14 protein-coding genes are annotated in these 14,227 nt (G+C 59.4%); 9 read left to right on the top strand and 5 right to left on the bottom strand.

The genetic code is table 11. The annotated features are described in order from the left end of the window. Positions 1 to 443: 443 nt before the first annotated feature. Both NTD87_RS23130 and NTD87_RS23125 read left to right on the top strand, forming a co-directional pair. Positions 444 to 716: a hypothetical protein gene (locus NTD87_RS23130; RefSeq protein WP_262116518.1), complete on the top strand. Its 273-nt coding sequence runs from the start codon at positions 444 to 446 to the stop codon at positions 714 to 716. A gap of 163 nt (positions 717 to 879) precedes the next feature. Then, on the top strand, positions 880 to 1,041 hold the full coding sequence (locus tag NTD87_RS23125) for a DUF2986 domain-containing protein (RefSeq protein ID WP_262116517.1): 162 nt from the start codon (positions 880 to 882) through the stop codon (positions 1,039 to 1,041). Between the two features lie 136 nt (positions 1,042 to 1,177). On the opposite strand, the gene NTD87_RS23120 is transcribed toward NTD87_RS23125, so the two are convergent. Then, positions 1,178 to 1,942, bottom strand: a complete 765-nt coding sequence (locus NTD87_RS23120; RefSeq protein ID WP_262116516.1) for an SDR family oxidoreductase — start codon at positions 1,940 to 1,942, stop codon at positions 1,178 to 1,180. 97 nt (positions 1,943 to 2,039) lie between these two features. Here NTD87_RS23120 and NTD87_RS23115 point away from each other — a divergent pair, with 97 nt between their 5' ends. The 4 genes from NTD87_RS23115 (at position 2,040) to NTD87_RS23100 (ending at position 6,616) form a co-directional block, all read left to right on the top strand. Then, the gene (locus NTD87_RS23115; protein ID WP_410017510.1) at positions 2,040 to 2,981 is read left to right on the top strand and encodes a LysR family transcriptional regulator; all 942 of its coding nucleotides are present in this window, start codon (positions 2,040 to 2,042) and stop codon (positions 2,979 to 2,981) included. A gap of 243 nt (positions 2,982 to 3,224) precedes the next feature. Further along, a complete protein-coding gene (locus NTD87_RS23110; RefSeq protein ID WP_262116514.1) occupies positions 3,225 to 4,898 on the top strand; it encodes a carboxylesterase/lipase family protein in 1,674 nt (557 codons plus the stop codon). An 87-nt stretch (positions 4,899 to 4,985) separates the two neighbouring features. Continuing rightward, complete coding sequence (locus NTD87_RS23105; RefSeq protein WP_262116513.1) at positions 4,986 to 5,714, top strand: TorF family putative porin; 729 nt, start codon at positions 4,986 to 4,988, stop codon at positions 5,712 to 5,714. 92 nt (positions 5,715 to 5,806) lie between these two features. Continuing rightward, entirely contained in the window at positions 5,807 to 6,616 is an 810-nt protein-coding gene (locus NTD87_RS23100; protein ID WP_262116512.1) for a helix-turn-helix domain-containing protein, read from the top strand. A gap of 302 nt (positions 6,617 to 6,918) precedes the next feature. Here NTD87_RS23100 and NTD87_RS23095 read toward each other — a convergent pair whose 3' ends face one another. After that, positions 6,919 to 8,340, bottom strand: coding sequence for an aldehyde dehydrogenase family protein (locus NTD87_RS23095; RefSeq protein ID WP_262116511.1), 1,422 nt, complete (start codon positions 8,338 to 8,340; stop codon positions 6,919 to 6,921). Between the two features lie 102 nt (positions 8,341 to 8,442). Between NTD87_RS23095 and NTD87_RS23090 the strand changes: the two genes are divergently transcribed. Then, positions 8,443 to 9,399: a LysR family transcriptional regulator gene (locus NTD87_RS23090; RefSeq protein WP_262116510.1), complete on the top strand. Its 957-nt coding sequence runs from the start codon at positions 8,443 to 8,445 to the stop codon at positions 9,397 to 9,399. 269 nt (positions 9,400 to 9,668) lie between these two features. Here the strand turns inward: NTD87_RS23090 and NTD87_RS23085 are convergent, their stop codons facing one another. Both NTD87_RS23085 and NTD87_RS23080 read right to left on the bottom strand, forming a co-directional pair. After that, positions 9,669 to 10,430, bottom strand: coding sequence for a DUF4239 domain-containing protein (locus NTD87_RS23085; RefSeq protein ID WP_262116509.1), 762 nt, complete (start codon positions 10,428 to 10,430; stop codon positions 9,669 to 9,671). A gap of 339 nt (positions 10,431 to 10,769) precedes the next feature. After that, on the bottom strand, positions 10,770 to 11,663 hold the full coding sequence (locus NTD87_RS23080; RefSeq protein WP_262116508.1) for a LysR family transcriptional regulator: 894 nt from the start codon (positions 11,661 to 11,663) through the stop codon (positions 10,770 to 10,772). 105 nt (positions 11,664 to 11,768) lie between these two features. On the opposite strand from NTD87_RS23080, the gene NTD87_RS23075 reads away from it, so the two are divergent. Next, complete coding sequence (locus NTD87_RS23075; RefSeq protein ID WP_262116507.1) at positions 11,769 to 12,188, top strand: cupin domain-containing protein; 420 nt, start codon at positions 11,769 to 11,771, stop codon at positions 12,186 to 12,188. 52 nt (positions 12,189 to 12,240) lie between these two features. After that, positions 12,241 to 13,068, top strand: a complete 828-nt coding sequence (locus NTD87_RS23070) for an SDR family oxidoreductase (RefSeq protein ID WP_262116506.1) — start codon at positions 12,241 to 12,243, stop codon at positions 13,066 to 13,068. A gap of 131 nt (positions 13,069 to 13,199) precedes the next feature. Here NTD87_RS23070 and NTD87_RS23065 read toward each other — a convergent pair whose 3' ends face one another. Then, the gene (locus tag NTD87_RS23065; RefSeq protein WP_262116505.1) at positions 13,200 to 14,087 is read right to left on the bottom strand and encodes a LysR family transcriptional regulator; all 888 of its coding nucleotides are present in this window, start codon (positions 14,085 to 14,087) and stop codon (positions 13,200 to 13,202) included. Positions 14,088 to 14,227 lie beyond the last annotated feature (140 nt).

Below are 14,227 nucleotides of genomic sequence, written 5' to 3'. Positions count from 1 at the left end.
AGCAGGCTCGCTCCCACATGGATTGCGCTTAACTGACAGGCATTAGGGTAAGCGCCAGTCTTCTGAACTGGCTGGACTATGACGAAAGGAATGTTGGCCGTTTCCTGCCTGTCAGTCTGGCTACTTCGGGTCCAACACAGATCCTACGCCAACCTGAGAATCCCTCACCTTGCCCCACTGACTCGATGAAGCTTATAGTCCGCTCCGTCGCCCAACTGGCGATTCAGGTTTGGCGACCTGATCACAGAGAATGCGAGGGCTATCCGCTTTATTGCAGGGGCCAACGCACCCGCAAAACCGCTTTCCATGGCGGCTGTGCGCGGGAGACCTTCGGGTCTGCCGGTCTCTCTGTTGCCGGTTCGCCAACCTGCGCACAGCTGCCACCCATTCGTTTGGCGACGACTGTGTGACGGCCTTGAGCCAATCAAACAGAGATCTTCAAAATGAATCGATACATGCCCCTCACCGAAATCGACCTGATCCCGGCCTCCCTGCTGATCGACACCCAAGCCCCGCTCGACGTGCTGCAAGCCACCGCCGACTACCGCATCCGCACCGTCACCCAAGTCCTCGAAAATATCGCTTTTCGTGCCGATATCGAGAGCGACACGGTGGTGCTGGCCGACTTTGCCAAACTACTGGCCATTCCGTTGCGCGATGGGTGTGACGTGATGGATGTGATCGGCAGACGCTTGCGGGCGCAAGCGGCGAAGTGAATGAAAACGGGCGCTCTGAAGGCGCCCGTTGTGTTTGTCGGGGGGATGCGAGCGACGCTTGAATCAGACCTGTTTCAAGTCGAATATCCATGCTGAGCGATGGGATCTGGCCCCATATTTTAAGCTGATATCATTCAAGAGCTTACAAACCGAGTAGAAACATATGAATCGTCGTAAAAAAATAAAGCAGTTATTAAAGGCTCACGCCAAAAAGGCTAGTGCCAAATTGGCACCGCCAAGCAAGTCTAAATACATTAGTAAAGCTGACCGATTGAAGCTGGCTGCTGAAGCCAATCACGACTCAATCATTTCCTCCGAGAGCTGATCTATGTAGCTTGAGCACCACCGGAATTTAGTTGTGTTGCGTCGACCGGTTGAATCCACACCCCGATTCCTGCCTTTCGCGAAAGGCAATAAAGTCTCTGCCAAAGGCGATCGCGTCGGCGTTTGGGGCCGGTCACTCAGACCAGCCGAGCGCCGCCGTCGATGTTCAGCGTGGCGCCGTTCATAAACGTGTTGGTCATCAGGAAAACGGTAGCGGCGCCTGCTTCAGTGGCGGTGCCCAGGCGATGCAGCGGCAGCGACTGCTCCCATGCGCTGACGTACGCATCGCGCCCCTCGCCCAAGGCCTTGCTAAAAATGGGGGTGTTGATCGGGCCTGGGGACAGGGTGTTGACACGGATGGGCGCCAGCTCCAGGGCCAGGCCACGTGCCAGCGCTTCCATTGCTGCCGAAGCAGCAGCGAGCACGGCGGTGCCATAAGCATTGGGCCGGTCCGCCAAACAGCCAGAGATAAAGGTGATGGAGCCGTCCTTGGACAAACGATCCCCGAGAGCGCGGATGGCGTGCACAGAAGCCCACATCCGCTCTTCGAACGCCCGACGCAGGTAATCGATTTCAGCGTCCAGCACCTTGCCCGCCACAAATGTGCCGGCGAGTAGAACCAGATGATCCACGTGCGGGATGTCCGCCAAGGCGGCGTAGATAGCTTCGCTATGGGTGACATCAGCGGCACGCCAGCCGGCGAACTCGTGTTCTAGAGCAGCTTGCTCGGCACGCTCGGCATTGGAACCGATCACGGTCACGGATGCCCCGGCGGCTTTGGCTTGAATCGCGGCCGCTAAACCGATGCCGGACGTACCACCGAAAATCACCACGGTGCGGCCTTCCAGTTGGGCTGGAAGCTGTTGGGTAAATGCGGTTTGGGTAGCAGTGGAATGGCTCATGGTCTATCTCCTTGAACGCCTTAATAGCGTCGATGGGTAAAGACTAAAGGCTTGAGCCAATATTGATAATTAGGGCATAAGTCGCTTTACTAGTGCCATGAAGGAACAAATAGGGTTGGACCGCCTTACCGGTCTTATTGCCTTTGCCCGCGCTGCCTCTTTGGGCAGCTATACCGCTGCAGCGCGCGATTTATCAGTGTCGCCGTCCGCCATCAGCAAGAGCGTGCAACGCCTGGAGCAGCATTTCGAGCTGAGTTTATTCAACCGCACCACCCGTTCGCTAACCCTGACAGTTGAAGGACGGGATCTGTACGAACGGGCGCTACGGATTCTGCGCGAGGTGGAGGACATCGAGCAGGCTGCAGTGGCCTCGCGCGCTGAGCCCTCCGGCACCTTGAAAGTGACAGCGACACCGCCTATCGGGCTGAACATATTGGCGCCGGCGATTCCCAGGTTTCGCGAGCGCTACCCCAAGCTCGCCATCGACCTGCGCTTGGGCGATCAGTTTGCGGACATCGTTGAGCAAGGCATCGATGTGGCCGTGCGCGTGGGCAACCTGGCCGACTCGCGGCTTATCTCTCGTACGCTGGGACCGCATCGAATTTGCGCTTTTGCCTCGCCAGCCTATTTGGCCAAACGCGGCACGCCGCTGGAACTCAGCGATCTGGCCGACCATGACTGCGTGAATTTTCGCTACCAGAGTTCGGGCCAAGCGCTGCGCTGGCCATTCAGCGTGGGGGACCGAATGCTGGAGATAGCGCCCGACGCATCCATCGTCATCGACAACAGCGATGCGGTTGCTGCGGTGCTTGCAGCTGGCGGTGGCATTGGCATTTCACCCACCTATGTCGCGGCGCCCTATGTCGCTCGGGGAGAACTGAAGCCGCTATTTCCACAGTTCGCGGTCGACCGTTCCTCCATCACGGCCTTGTGGCCAGAAAGCCGCCGGGGAAGCCCGAACGTTAAGGCGTTTGTGGGTTTTCTGAACGAGCTATTTCCCACCCCTACAGTGTGGGACGAGATCGTAGCGAAGGCGTAGGCGCCAGTTCTTTTTCTAAACCAAATCTAAACGTCCTGGCCGATTCCTGCCTGTCACGACTGACCGAAATCGACCCCATTGCGGCCAGTCGACTTAGAGGTAAATGCAAGGTCCACTCCACCATACGGCTTGCTGCAACCTACCAAGGTTCAATCCCCGTTTCGTACAAGACGCGCATTCACGCTCATCACATCCTTCGGTTCATCAATTTGAACCGGAGGCTGTATGACAATAAGAAGATCAATGGCAGCACTTGCCGTGGTCGTGGCAAGTCTGCTGGGTAGCGGCAGTCTATTGGCCGCCGAGCCTTGCGCTTTCTGCGCGGTGACCGATGGGGGAATCGTCCAGGGGATTCACGAGGGGGCGGGGCTAGCATTCAAAGGAATCCCCTATGCTGCACCGCCGATTGGTGCCTTGCGTTTCCGCCCGCCACAACCGGTCGAGAAGTGGCAGGGCACTCTGGAGGCAACGCGTTTCCGTTCCACCTGCCCGCAGGTCAAGGATCCGCTGGAGCGCTACCCTTACGAGCCCAACGCTCACACCGATGCGGTCTCCGGCGAAACGTTGGAGGTCTATGAGAACGAGGACTGCCTGCACCTGAATGTCTGGACACCGGCCGTAGATGGCAAAAAACGACCTGTTATGGTGTTCATCCCCGGTGGCGCCTTCATAGTAGGGAATGGATCGTCCGACTTCTATACAGGGCAACACCTGGCCAGACGTGATGTGGTGGTCGTGGCATTGAACTATCGTGTCGGCCTGTTTGGCTTTATGGAACTGGGCAAGCTCGATCCGAGCTATATGGGCAGTGGTAACAACGGTCTGCGTGACCAGATTGCCGCGCTCGAGTGGGTGAAGCGCAACGCCCAGGCTTTCGGTGGCGACCCCGATAACATCACAGTGTTCGGTGAATCGGCGGGCAGCATCTCCATCACCGCGCTGCTAGCGACGGCCAATCCTGAAAGCCTGTTCCACCGGGCCATCGCGCAGAGTGGCGGGGTGAACCTGATTCATACCCGTGACTTTGCCTTTTCCGCTGCGGCACTGATTGGCAACTCGGGGAAACTTAAAACGCTGGCGCAAATGCTCAAGGCATCTGCGCTGGAGTTACTGAACCAGCAGACAGCGGCAACGCTCAATGCCGAGCACGGCGACAGCCTGTTCGCGCCGTACCGGGACGGGCAACTGGTCGTCGGCAACCCCAACCAGCTCATCCCGGCCGGGCATGCGAAAGGTATCGACCTCATGGTCGGTGCCAACCAGAACGAGATGAACTACTGGAGCCTGTATGACAGCAAGCAGCGCAACCCCTTCACGGAGCAGACCGACCTGGGGCCTGCTGCCCCCATCATCCCGGACGAGCTACGCAGCCACCTCGACCAGGCGCTAGCGCCCGCAAACCTGGATGCGCTCTATGCCGAAAGTCTGAAGACACGGGATCAGTCGTTGATTCGGCAGGCACAAAACGACGATTTTGTGATGATCCAGCCGATGACCCGGCTGGCAGAGATGCAGGCTGCTCACAACCCCAATACCTATCTGTACCGGTTCCAGTGGAAGGTCCCGCTGGGTTTCCTGGAGTCCGGCCAGCCGGACTTGGGGGCAACCCATGCGCTGGAGCTGCCTTTCGTTTTTGGCACCCTGGACCTCGATTGGGTGCCTGGCGGTGGAAAACTCGGCCACGCCCGGCGTCAGGAGGAGCAACGGCTCGCCAGCCAGATGATGGACGCCTGGACTAACTTTGCCCGCACGGGCAATCCGAACGGTAAAGCGGTGCCGCATTGGCCCCGATACGACTCCAGCTCTCGCCAGACCATGCTCTGGAGCACCACGCCCGGGACCAAAATCGACCCCGATGCATCCCGTCGCCAAGCCTGGGCGAATTGGCCGTTCGGACTTTTTCCTGACGGGCTCTGACGGCTCTTTCCATTCAAGCCACGACCCCGCGGATCGCTCAGTCGGCGGGGGAGTTCGCCTCACAAAAATAAGAATAGAGGATTGCTGATGAAGGCAGCCAATGCGGTGATTGTTGTTCTCTTGAGCCTGGTCGCTCTGCGCGCTTCGGCGCTTCCCCTGGGAAATGGCTATGACCTGAGCCTGGAGTTGACCGCCATCAACGACTACCGTTCGAAGGGTATCTCGCAAACCCTGGGGGATCCGGCTGCCCAGGCTGGAGCCACCTTGGCAACCCCGTTCGGGCTCTATGCCGGCGTATGGGGCTCGTCCGTCGACTTCGGTGAGGGCACCAAAACACGGTTTGAGCAGGACTTCTATGCGGGCTGGTACGTACCCTTGAACGACGATCTGTCCTTCGATCTGGGCTACATCAAGTACGTCTATCCCAAGGACAGTCTGTTCAACCAGACTGCCACCTACGGCAGACTCAAATTTCATGGTCTGGAGCTGACCGCCGCGTATTCGGACGACCTGCTCGGGAATCAGAGCAATCTCTACAGCTATGTCGCTTACGAACTGCCTCTGAACGAAAAGACCCACCTGAACCTGCGCTACGGGCTGATGGATTACAAAGATGACATCATCCAGTCCAGCAGTGGCAAGGGCAGATCGCGCTACGACGAATGGGAGGTGCGGCTTTACCGCGACTACGCTGGCCTTACCTGGAGCGCAGGCCTGGTGGGTACGGATCTCTCTCGAACCGAGTGTCAATCATTAACGGGGTACGATGACCTTTGCAGTGCGAGTGTACTGATGGGTGTCAGCAAGTCCTTCTGAGTGAATCCCCGGCGATGGTTCTGTCGTCACCGGTCTGTCGCTGGGCCCCAACACAATGCTTGGCTTCGCCAAGATCATATCGAGCGATTTCCATGCGCGGCGAGACACAGTGCGTCTATGTGAGCGAGGGCTGGATGATGTATGCCGGACCGGGCGGCTTCGATCGCTCGGAAATGGTGGCGCCCTGCCTGATCCTCAGTCGCCCGGGCACCTGCCTGCGCTACGAGATGGATGATGGCCGGCTGATCGATTCGGCCGGACTACTGCATGCGAGTGGCCGGTGGAGTTCCGCAGCCGGGGATGGTCTGGTGATCATCTACTTCGATCCGCTCAGCGTAGAAGGGATGGGCATCCAACGATCACTGGGGGAGCAGGTTATGGCGCAGTGGCCAGTTCCCGGAAAGCTGCCTTGGAATGATCTGCTCTTCGAAAACCTGTGTTCCGGGAATATCCCACGATCCGCAGTGGTCGCCTGGATGGAAAGTTGTCAAGCGGAGATCAGAGGGATGCTGTCGCCTGTCCGTGTCGATGAACGCTTACTACGGGTTGCCAGCACCATCGCCAGTGATACTGAAGGGCGTCTAAGCCTGAAGCCATTGAGCCGAATTGCCAATCTTTCTCCCGATCACCTGCGGCAACTCTTCAAGCAGCAGGCAGGGATGACGTTGTCTAAGTACAAGGCCTGGAGGCAGCTGCACGGTATGGTGTGCTATGTATGCGAAGCCACGGAAGGCTGGTTATCCCAAGGCGCCGGGGAGGCCATTCACTTTGCAGGTTTCTACGATGACGCTCATGGGTACAGAGCGTTGAGCCATTATTTTGGATCGCGCAAATCGCTATCGGGCATTTCGTTACACACAGTGAATTGCTTGGCGAAGAGCGGCCAGTGGGACAGCGGTTGATTCTGAGGTTGCAGTTGAGGCGGTCAAGCGGACGCAGCATTTCTGTATTAGCTGAGACTGCCGCAACGACTGACCGCTCTTGGCCGTTTTCTGCCTGTCACGACTGACCGAAATCGACCCTTCGAGGTCATTCGGCTCAACTTGGCGAATGTCCGCTCCGCGTCGCCTGACCGGCCCTTCGGAGGGCAAGGTTGTCAGGTCCGGAGGTCAAGGCGGTCGAAGCAGCGTTCTGATGGACTGGCAACGTGTGCGATACCGTGTCTCGCTTCGTCCGGTCCAGAGGCCGCCCGGCGGGCATTCGTTCACAAGACGCCAAGCAGCGCCTTCGGCTCGAGATACGCCTCAAGCCCGAACGTTCCGCTCTCGCGGCCGATACCCGATTGCTTGAACCCGCCGAAGGGGGCAGCCGGTTCGTGCGCGAGCGTGTTGACAAGCACGCGTCCCGCTTCGATTTGCGAGGCCACTGCGCTTGCTCGACCGGTGTCGGATGAGCATACGTAGGCTTGCAGCCCGTAGGGCGTATCGTTGGCAATCGCGATTGCGTCCTCCGTATCGCGGTACGCGATGATCGAGAGCACCGGACCGAATATCTCCTCACGCGCGATGGTCATATCGTTCGTCACATGGCTGAAGACGGTAGGGCGTACGAACCAGCCTCTGTTGACACCGTGTGGACGCCCCTCACCACCGGCGATCAGGCGCGCGCCTTCGTCGATGCCGATGCGGATATAGCGCTGCACTCGATCCCATTGTTTCTGGCTCACCATCGGGCCGATACTCGTGCGCGGGTCGCGCGGGTCGCCGGACTGAATGTCTGCAACTGCGTCCACGATTTTCTTCTCGAACTCTGAGAGCCGTGCCTGCGGCACCAGAATGCGCGTGCCAGCAATGCACGCCTGCCCGCTGTTCAAGAAGCCCGCCTGAAGCGAAAGCGGCACGGCTTCGTCGAAGTTCGCGTCGTCGAGCACGATCACGGGGGACTTGCCGCCGAGCTCCAGCGTCACGCGCTTAAACGTCTGCGCGGCAGTGCGCAGAATCGTCTTGCCGACTGCCGTTGATCCTGTGAACGATAGCTTGGCGACGTCGGGGTGCGAACTGATCTGCGCGCCTACCGTTTCGCCACGTCCCGTGACGATGTTGAACACCCCCGGTGGGAGCCCCGCTTCATGCAGCGCCTCTGTGATGACTCGTGTCTGAATGGCGCTCATCTCGCTTGGCTTGACCACGGCTGTGCAGCCGGCGGCCAGCGCCGCCGCGAGCTTGCCGCAAATAAAGCCCGCATCACTATTCCAAGGCGTAATCAGTCCGGCGACGCCGAGTGGCTGCATCACCACTTCGGCGGACCCGGCGCGGCGGACAAACGCGTAGTCTTCAAGCACCTTCGCCGCTTCCAGCAGCACATTGCTCGCGTGTTGGGCCATCCAGCGGCCGCGCGACACAGGTGCGCCATATTCCTCAACAATGGCTTCGAAAAGCTCGTTCTCTTTCGCGACCACAGCCGCATGCATGCGCTTGAGCATATCAACGCGCTCGTACTTGTCCGTACGGGAGAACGTTGGGAATGCCCGCTTCGCCGCAGCGATGGCGACGCACGCGTCCTCGGCGTCGGCAAGGCGCACGCGGCCAATGACCTGCTCGGTAGACGGATTGACGAGGTCAAAGAACTCGCTGCCATGCGGCGTGACGAAGGCGCCGTCGATGTAGATTTTGTCGATGATTTGCATGGGGTTGGTCCGGAAAAATGTTGTCAGAGGCACAAGATAGATCGTCGCCATTGCACTGACTAGCCGTACAATTGAGGATGACCTGTTGAAGGATTTAGGACAATGAGGACATCCGGCCTGAGTGAACTGGAAGCCGTTCTGGCCGTCGCGCGCCATCGCAGCTTCCGCGCCGCAGCAAACGAAATTAACGTGTCGACGTCCGCGCTCAGTCACGCGGTCGCAGCGCTCGAAGCGCGTATCGGTGTGCGGCTCTTCAATCGTACGACCCGCAGCGTGTCGCTGTCGGAAGCTGGAGCGCAATTCGTGAACAGTATCGCGCCCGCTCTGTCGACCATTCATGCCGCGCTCGAGCAGGCCGGCAGCTTCCGCGACACGCCGTCGGGCACTTTGCGGATCAATACGTCAGTGGGTGCGGCGAATCAGGTGATGCCGGCCTTCATCGCATTCCTGCAGCGCTATCCCGAGATGAAGCTCGACATCGTCACTGAAGGGCGGCTGATCGATATCGTGGTCGAAGGGTTCGACGCGGGCATCCGGCTGATGGGAAGCGTGCCGCAGGACATGATCGCGGTGCCTTTTGGCGACAGGCAGCGGTTTGCCGTCGTTGGCAGCCCCGCGTATTTTGCGCAGCACAAGCCGCCGCGCGCGCCCGTGGACCTCAGTGCGCACCGGTGCATCCGCAGCCGGATGCCGAGCGGGTCAATCTATCAGTGGGAATTCCAACGGCACGGCGAGACGGTGCGCGTCGACGGTGACGGCGCGCTGACGCTGGACGAGCCGGGGTTGATGCTGGCGGCGGCGCGCGCAGGCCTCGGTCTCGCTTATTTGACCGAATGGAACGTCAACGCGGATCTGGAGGCCGGAACGCTTGTGCGGGTGCTTGAAGACTGGACGCCGCCGCTAGACGGGCTATGCCTGTACTATCCGGGCCGGCATCATGTGCCAGCGGGACTACGCGCACTGACCGACATAATTCGCGAATACGCTGACGCGAACCGCGAGCGCGTGGCGGGGAAGAGTAATCGTCGCTCACCGCCGGAGCATGGCACGCCGCGCTGATGCGCTAACTTCGCGCTTTGGCGTACTGCTCGAACGACCGCTCGAGACGCAACATCGGACACCGATGTGTCCTCGGCGAATGGCTGGGATTAGCCGATTTCAGCCTGTCACGACTGACCGAAATCGACCCGTTACGGTCGGTTGAATCTTCCGAAAGCTGCCATTCGGCTCCTGCCGGGTGGACGCACACACACATACACAGCGGCAAAAAGGCGGCCGTACATGGAATCGCGTCGGTGAAGGCCACTCGGCGGTTGGGTAGCGCCGGCCTAATGGCCGAGATAGGAGAGCGCGCTGCGCGCCGGCGCTTGCGAGATCTGCATAAATCCTTCGAGCGGGTGGGCTAGGTCCTCGATCAGGAAGATCGCGCTGGAGACCGATAGCGTACAGACCAGCAGAGTCACGATGACGGTTCGGTTGTTGTCGCCGACCAGACCGAAACCGGAGAAGAGGATGGCAAGCCAGAGCACCAGCACAACCAGGAATGGCGTTGGAATAGCGCTCTGATCTGGTTGGAGCAGCATCCAGCGCGTATGCGCCAGGTCACGGCTGAGGGCCAGGGCCTCCGATTGAAGCGAGCGCTGCATATCGTTTCGTGGTGCCAGTTCCCGAAGCTTATGCTGAAATTGCTCCACGCGCACCAGCCTCTCCGGAACGCCCACGTTGGCCGTCCCGACTGTTCCTCCGGAAAAAAACTGCTCTACAACCGAGGCATAGGTGCTGCGCAGGAACTCGCGGTCTTCCTTGGCCTCCGGGCCGTAATCGGCCAAGGTGCGATCGAGCATGACGACCGTGGCCGCGGTATTCTTGAACTCGTCGTCGATCCGGTCGAAAGAAACCTTTGCCGAGGCGACCAGGAGACCAAGAACGAGCGCGGCGAGCGTCGCCATCAGGCCGGCCCCCAGTTTCACCATACCCATCGACTCCTCGCTCAGGTGATGTTCGGGAAGGGAAACGCGAATAAACAAACCGAGCATTCCGCTGCCGAAGACGCACACAAATACGATCGAAGCGATTACCACTGCGCTCATGATGACTCCTTGCGTTCGACTCGAAGCGCCCCCACCCTAACTGCACTGTAAAACTGGCGAAGACCGTGCTTGAGTCCTGGGATGGTACACCTGCACCGCAGTGCACGACCGAGGATATCGCATTCACCCAGGAGGCGTTTCACATTGGTGGGCAGACTCTGGGCGTCCGCTATGGGGGAAATTTCAATCGTCACCTCGAACGGTAATTTCTGGCCGATTTCTGTCAGTCGGTACAGGCAGCTTTGGGTCGAAAGCAGCCGGCAGCTTTCGACCCATAAGCGACATTCGACTTTCCAGAAAGCAGCCAGTCGGAAACTCGCATTCGGTTGATCCATATGTTCACGCCCGGTAACGCAATGCTTCGACCAGCAGTGCAAACGCAGGCGAAGCCTGACTCCGGCTTGGATAGTACAGATGGTAACCAGGAAAGGGGGCACACCAGTCCTCCAGCACGCGCACCAGACGTCCTGCGTCGACATGCTCAAGAACCATATCTTCAGGTAAAAACGCCAGGCCGAAACCAGCCAGTGCCGCTCTCAGGCATGGACTGCTGCTGTTGAACGTCAGTTGGCCCTCAACCCGAACTTTCAGCGAGTGGCCATCTTTTTCAAATTCCCAGGCGTACAGCCCGCCATAGGTCGGCAGGCGGAGATTGATGCAGTCGTGCGCGGTCAGTTCGTGCGGCGTGCGCGGCGCCGGGCGTCGCTCGAAGTAGGCTGGTGATCCGACCACAGCCATGCGCAGGTCCGGCCCGATCCGCACCGCGATCATGTCCTTGGCCACCTGATCGCCAAGGCGTATGCCGATGTCGAAACGCCCTGCCACTATGTCGGTCAGCCCGTAGTCGATGGTCACCTCGACCTTGATGTCTGGGTACCCGGGAAGGAAGGTGGTCAGTTTGGGCCACAGCACGCTGTTGGCTGCGTGTTCGGCGGTGGTGATGCGCAGCTTGCCCGCAGGCTTGTCGCGCTGATCGCTCAACGCCGCAATTTCGACTTCGATTTCATCGAGGCGCGGCCCCACCGTCATCAAAAGTCGTTCGCCACTTTCGGTGACGGAAACGCTGCGTGTGGTACGCGTCAGCAGGCGGATGCCCAGCCGGTTTTCCAGCGCACGAATGGTGTGGCTGAGCGCAGACTGTGACACGCCAAGCTGCGCGGCGGCGCGTGTAAAGCTGCCCTCACGCGCGACAGTGACAAAGGCCTGCAGATCGTTGAAATTTTCACGCGCCATTCATGAGCTATCCTCATAAGTCAATGCAGATAATAGCATCTAATCACAGCAGTTCTTGCGCGATAAACTCCTTGGCATCCCATCACAGAATGCAAAGGAAATAGAATGGAACTCAAACGTGTGAGCACGATCACTTCGATGAAAGGCCCTGAGGCTACTTTTACCGGCCAGGTCCGGGTAGAAATGCTGAGTACACCGCCAGCGCCGGCCCGCACTTCCTGCGCCAGCGTCACCTTCGAACCCGGCGCCCGCTCGGCTTGGCACAACCACCCGCTGGGCCAAACGCTGATCGTCACCGCCGGCTGTGGCTGGACCCAGTGCGAGGGCGGACCAGTCGTGGAAATTCGTGCTGGCGACGTGATCTGGTGTCCGCCAGGGCACAAGCATTGGCACGGGGCGACGCCTACCACTGCCATGACTCATATTGCGGTGCAGGAGGCGCTCGACGGCGTCGCGGTGGTCTGGATGGAAAAGGTCAGCGACGAACAATATCTGGCGGGCACGAATGCTCGACAATTCAGTTGAACAGCATTCACAAGCATCCGAGTTAAATCGACTGAACAGTAAGGAGATCTGAATGAGAGACGTTATTGTAGTCATCGGATCGGGATCGATCGGTCAGGCAATCGCCCGTCGGGTAAGCGCAGGAAAGCACATTTTCCTGGCCGACCTGCGCGAAGATAACGCCAGCGCTGCCGCGAAAACTCTAAGCGAAGCCGGATTTGAGGTGAGCACTGCTGTCGTGGATGTCACTTCGCGTGAGTCCGTCCACGTTCTCGTCGAGATGGCCGAAGCTCTTGGTTCCGTTACGGGCTTAATTCATGCGGCAGGTGTTTCTCCGACGCAAGCATCACCCGCCCAGATTCTGAGAGTCGACCTATATGGCACCGCGCTCGTGCTTGAGGAATTTGGTAACGTAATCGCTCGCGGCGGCGCGGGTGTGGTGATCGCGTCGCAGTCAGGACATCGTCTTCCAGCGTTGACTCCGGAGCAGAACAAGGCTCTGGCAATCACACCGGCTGACGAGCTGCTTGCACTTCCCATGCTCCAGCCGGATCAGGTGACGGACCCGCTCAATGCCTACCAAATTTCCAAGCGAGGGAACGCACTGCGCGTAATGGCCGAGGCAGTGCGTTGGGGCAAGCGCGGTGCACGAGTCAACTCAATTAGCCCAGGCATCATCGTTACACCTCTTGCAAAGGATGAGCTTTCCGGTCCGCGCGGCGCAGGATACCGTCGAATGATAGAGCTGTCCTCAGCCGGCCGTGCCGGGACTCCCGATGAAGTAGGAAACGTTGGCGCTCTGCTTATGGGGCCGGACGGGGCATTTATTACTGGCAGCGACTTCCTCATGGATGGTGGAGTCACAGCCGCTTACTGGTACGGTGACCTTGCCCCGACTTGAGCAAGCCCCGGACCGGGGGTTTCTTTGCTGACCACCTTAACAAGGTGCCTTGGAAGTCGGCAGCAGCCCAACGTGATCCTCGTGCCTTAAGCGCTGTTTTGTGCAAATAGGCAGTAGCCGCAAATACGTTCTTATGTGTCGCTACCGAACATTCCCAGAATGAAATCGCGCACATGGACGATGCGTGGATTGCGCATAACGGTCTTTTTCCAAACCAGATACAGGTTGTTGGTGGGGGCGTCTTGACGCGGAGTGATCGACACCAACCGGCCTGACTCCAGCGCCTCGGCGCACTGGTAATCCGGTAGAACGCTCCATCCGTGCCCCTTCACGACCAGGTCCTGAATGATGCGCAGGTCGGCGATTGTCAGCGCTGCCTGCAATGTTGGCGCAAACTGGAACAGCGCGGTCCACACCGGCCGAATCAGCGGCAGGTCTTCATCGAACGCGATAAGCGGGAGCTTCGCCAGCCTTTCCGCAGTCGGACGCTTGCCCAATTGCTTGGCCATCTCCGGAGCGAGGACGAGCAAAAAACGCTCGGTCAACAGCCGAGCGAATCCATGCGAATGCTCATCCGGCATGGAGGCGGTGATGGCCAGGTCCGCGGTCGAGGCATTGAGGAGGCTGTAGATGCGGTCGCGGTTGCCCGTGTGCACGCGGATCTGAAACCCCTGCGCCATCAGCGGTGCCAGTCCCGCCGCGATCTTGGAATAAATGAAGTCGGAAGGCCCGGCGATATGCACGGTGCCACCCATCTCACCGCCCAGACGGTATGAGGCCATCCTCATCTCCAGCCCGTCCATCATCGGGCCGATCGCCCGCGCCAGTTCGTCAGCCGCTTCCGTCGCCGTGACGCCACGGGCACGCCGCACGAACAACGGCTTGGCCACAAAGGCTTCCAGCGCCTGGATGTGCAGGGATGCCGCAGGTTGTGTCATGCCCAGGGATTCGGCCGCCCGGGAGAACGACTGCAGCCGGTAAGCCTCGATAAATGTGCGCAGATGATCAAGATGGCTCATGGGTACTGTCACGCCGCTGCTGGCGACGCCCTCCGGAAGGTTCTGGTGGCGATAGCGACCTGTTCGGCACCGGAGCGCCGTTCGCCGACCGATCTGCATGAAGAAAGTATCTCAGCTATAAATATATTTATCCATAGACC

The organism is Pseudomonas sp. 6D_7.1_Bac1 (genome assembly GCF_025465945.1).
Classification (GTDB): Bacteria; Pseudomonadota; Gammaproteobacteria; order Pseudomonadales; family Pseudomonadaceae; genus Aquipseudomonas.
Note: the sequence above shows the minus strand (reverse complement) of the source record. Positions and strands in the feature narration are given on the sequence as shown.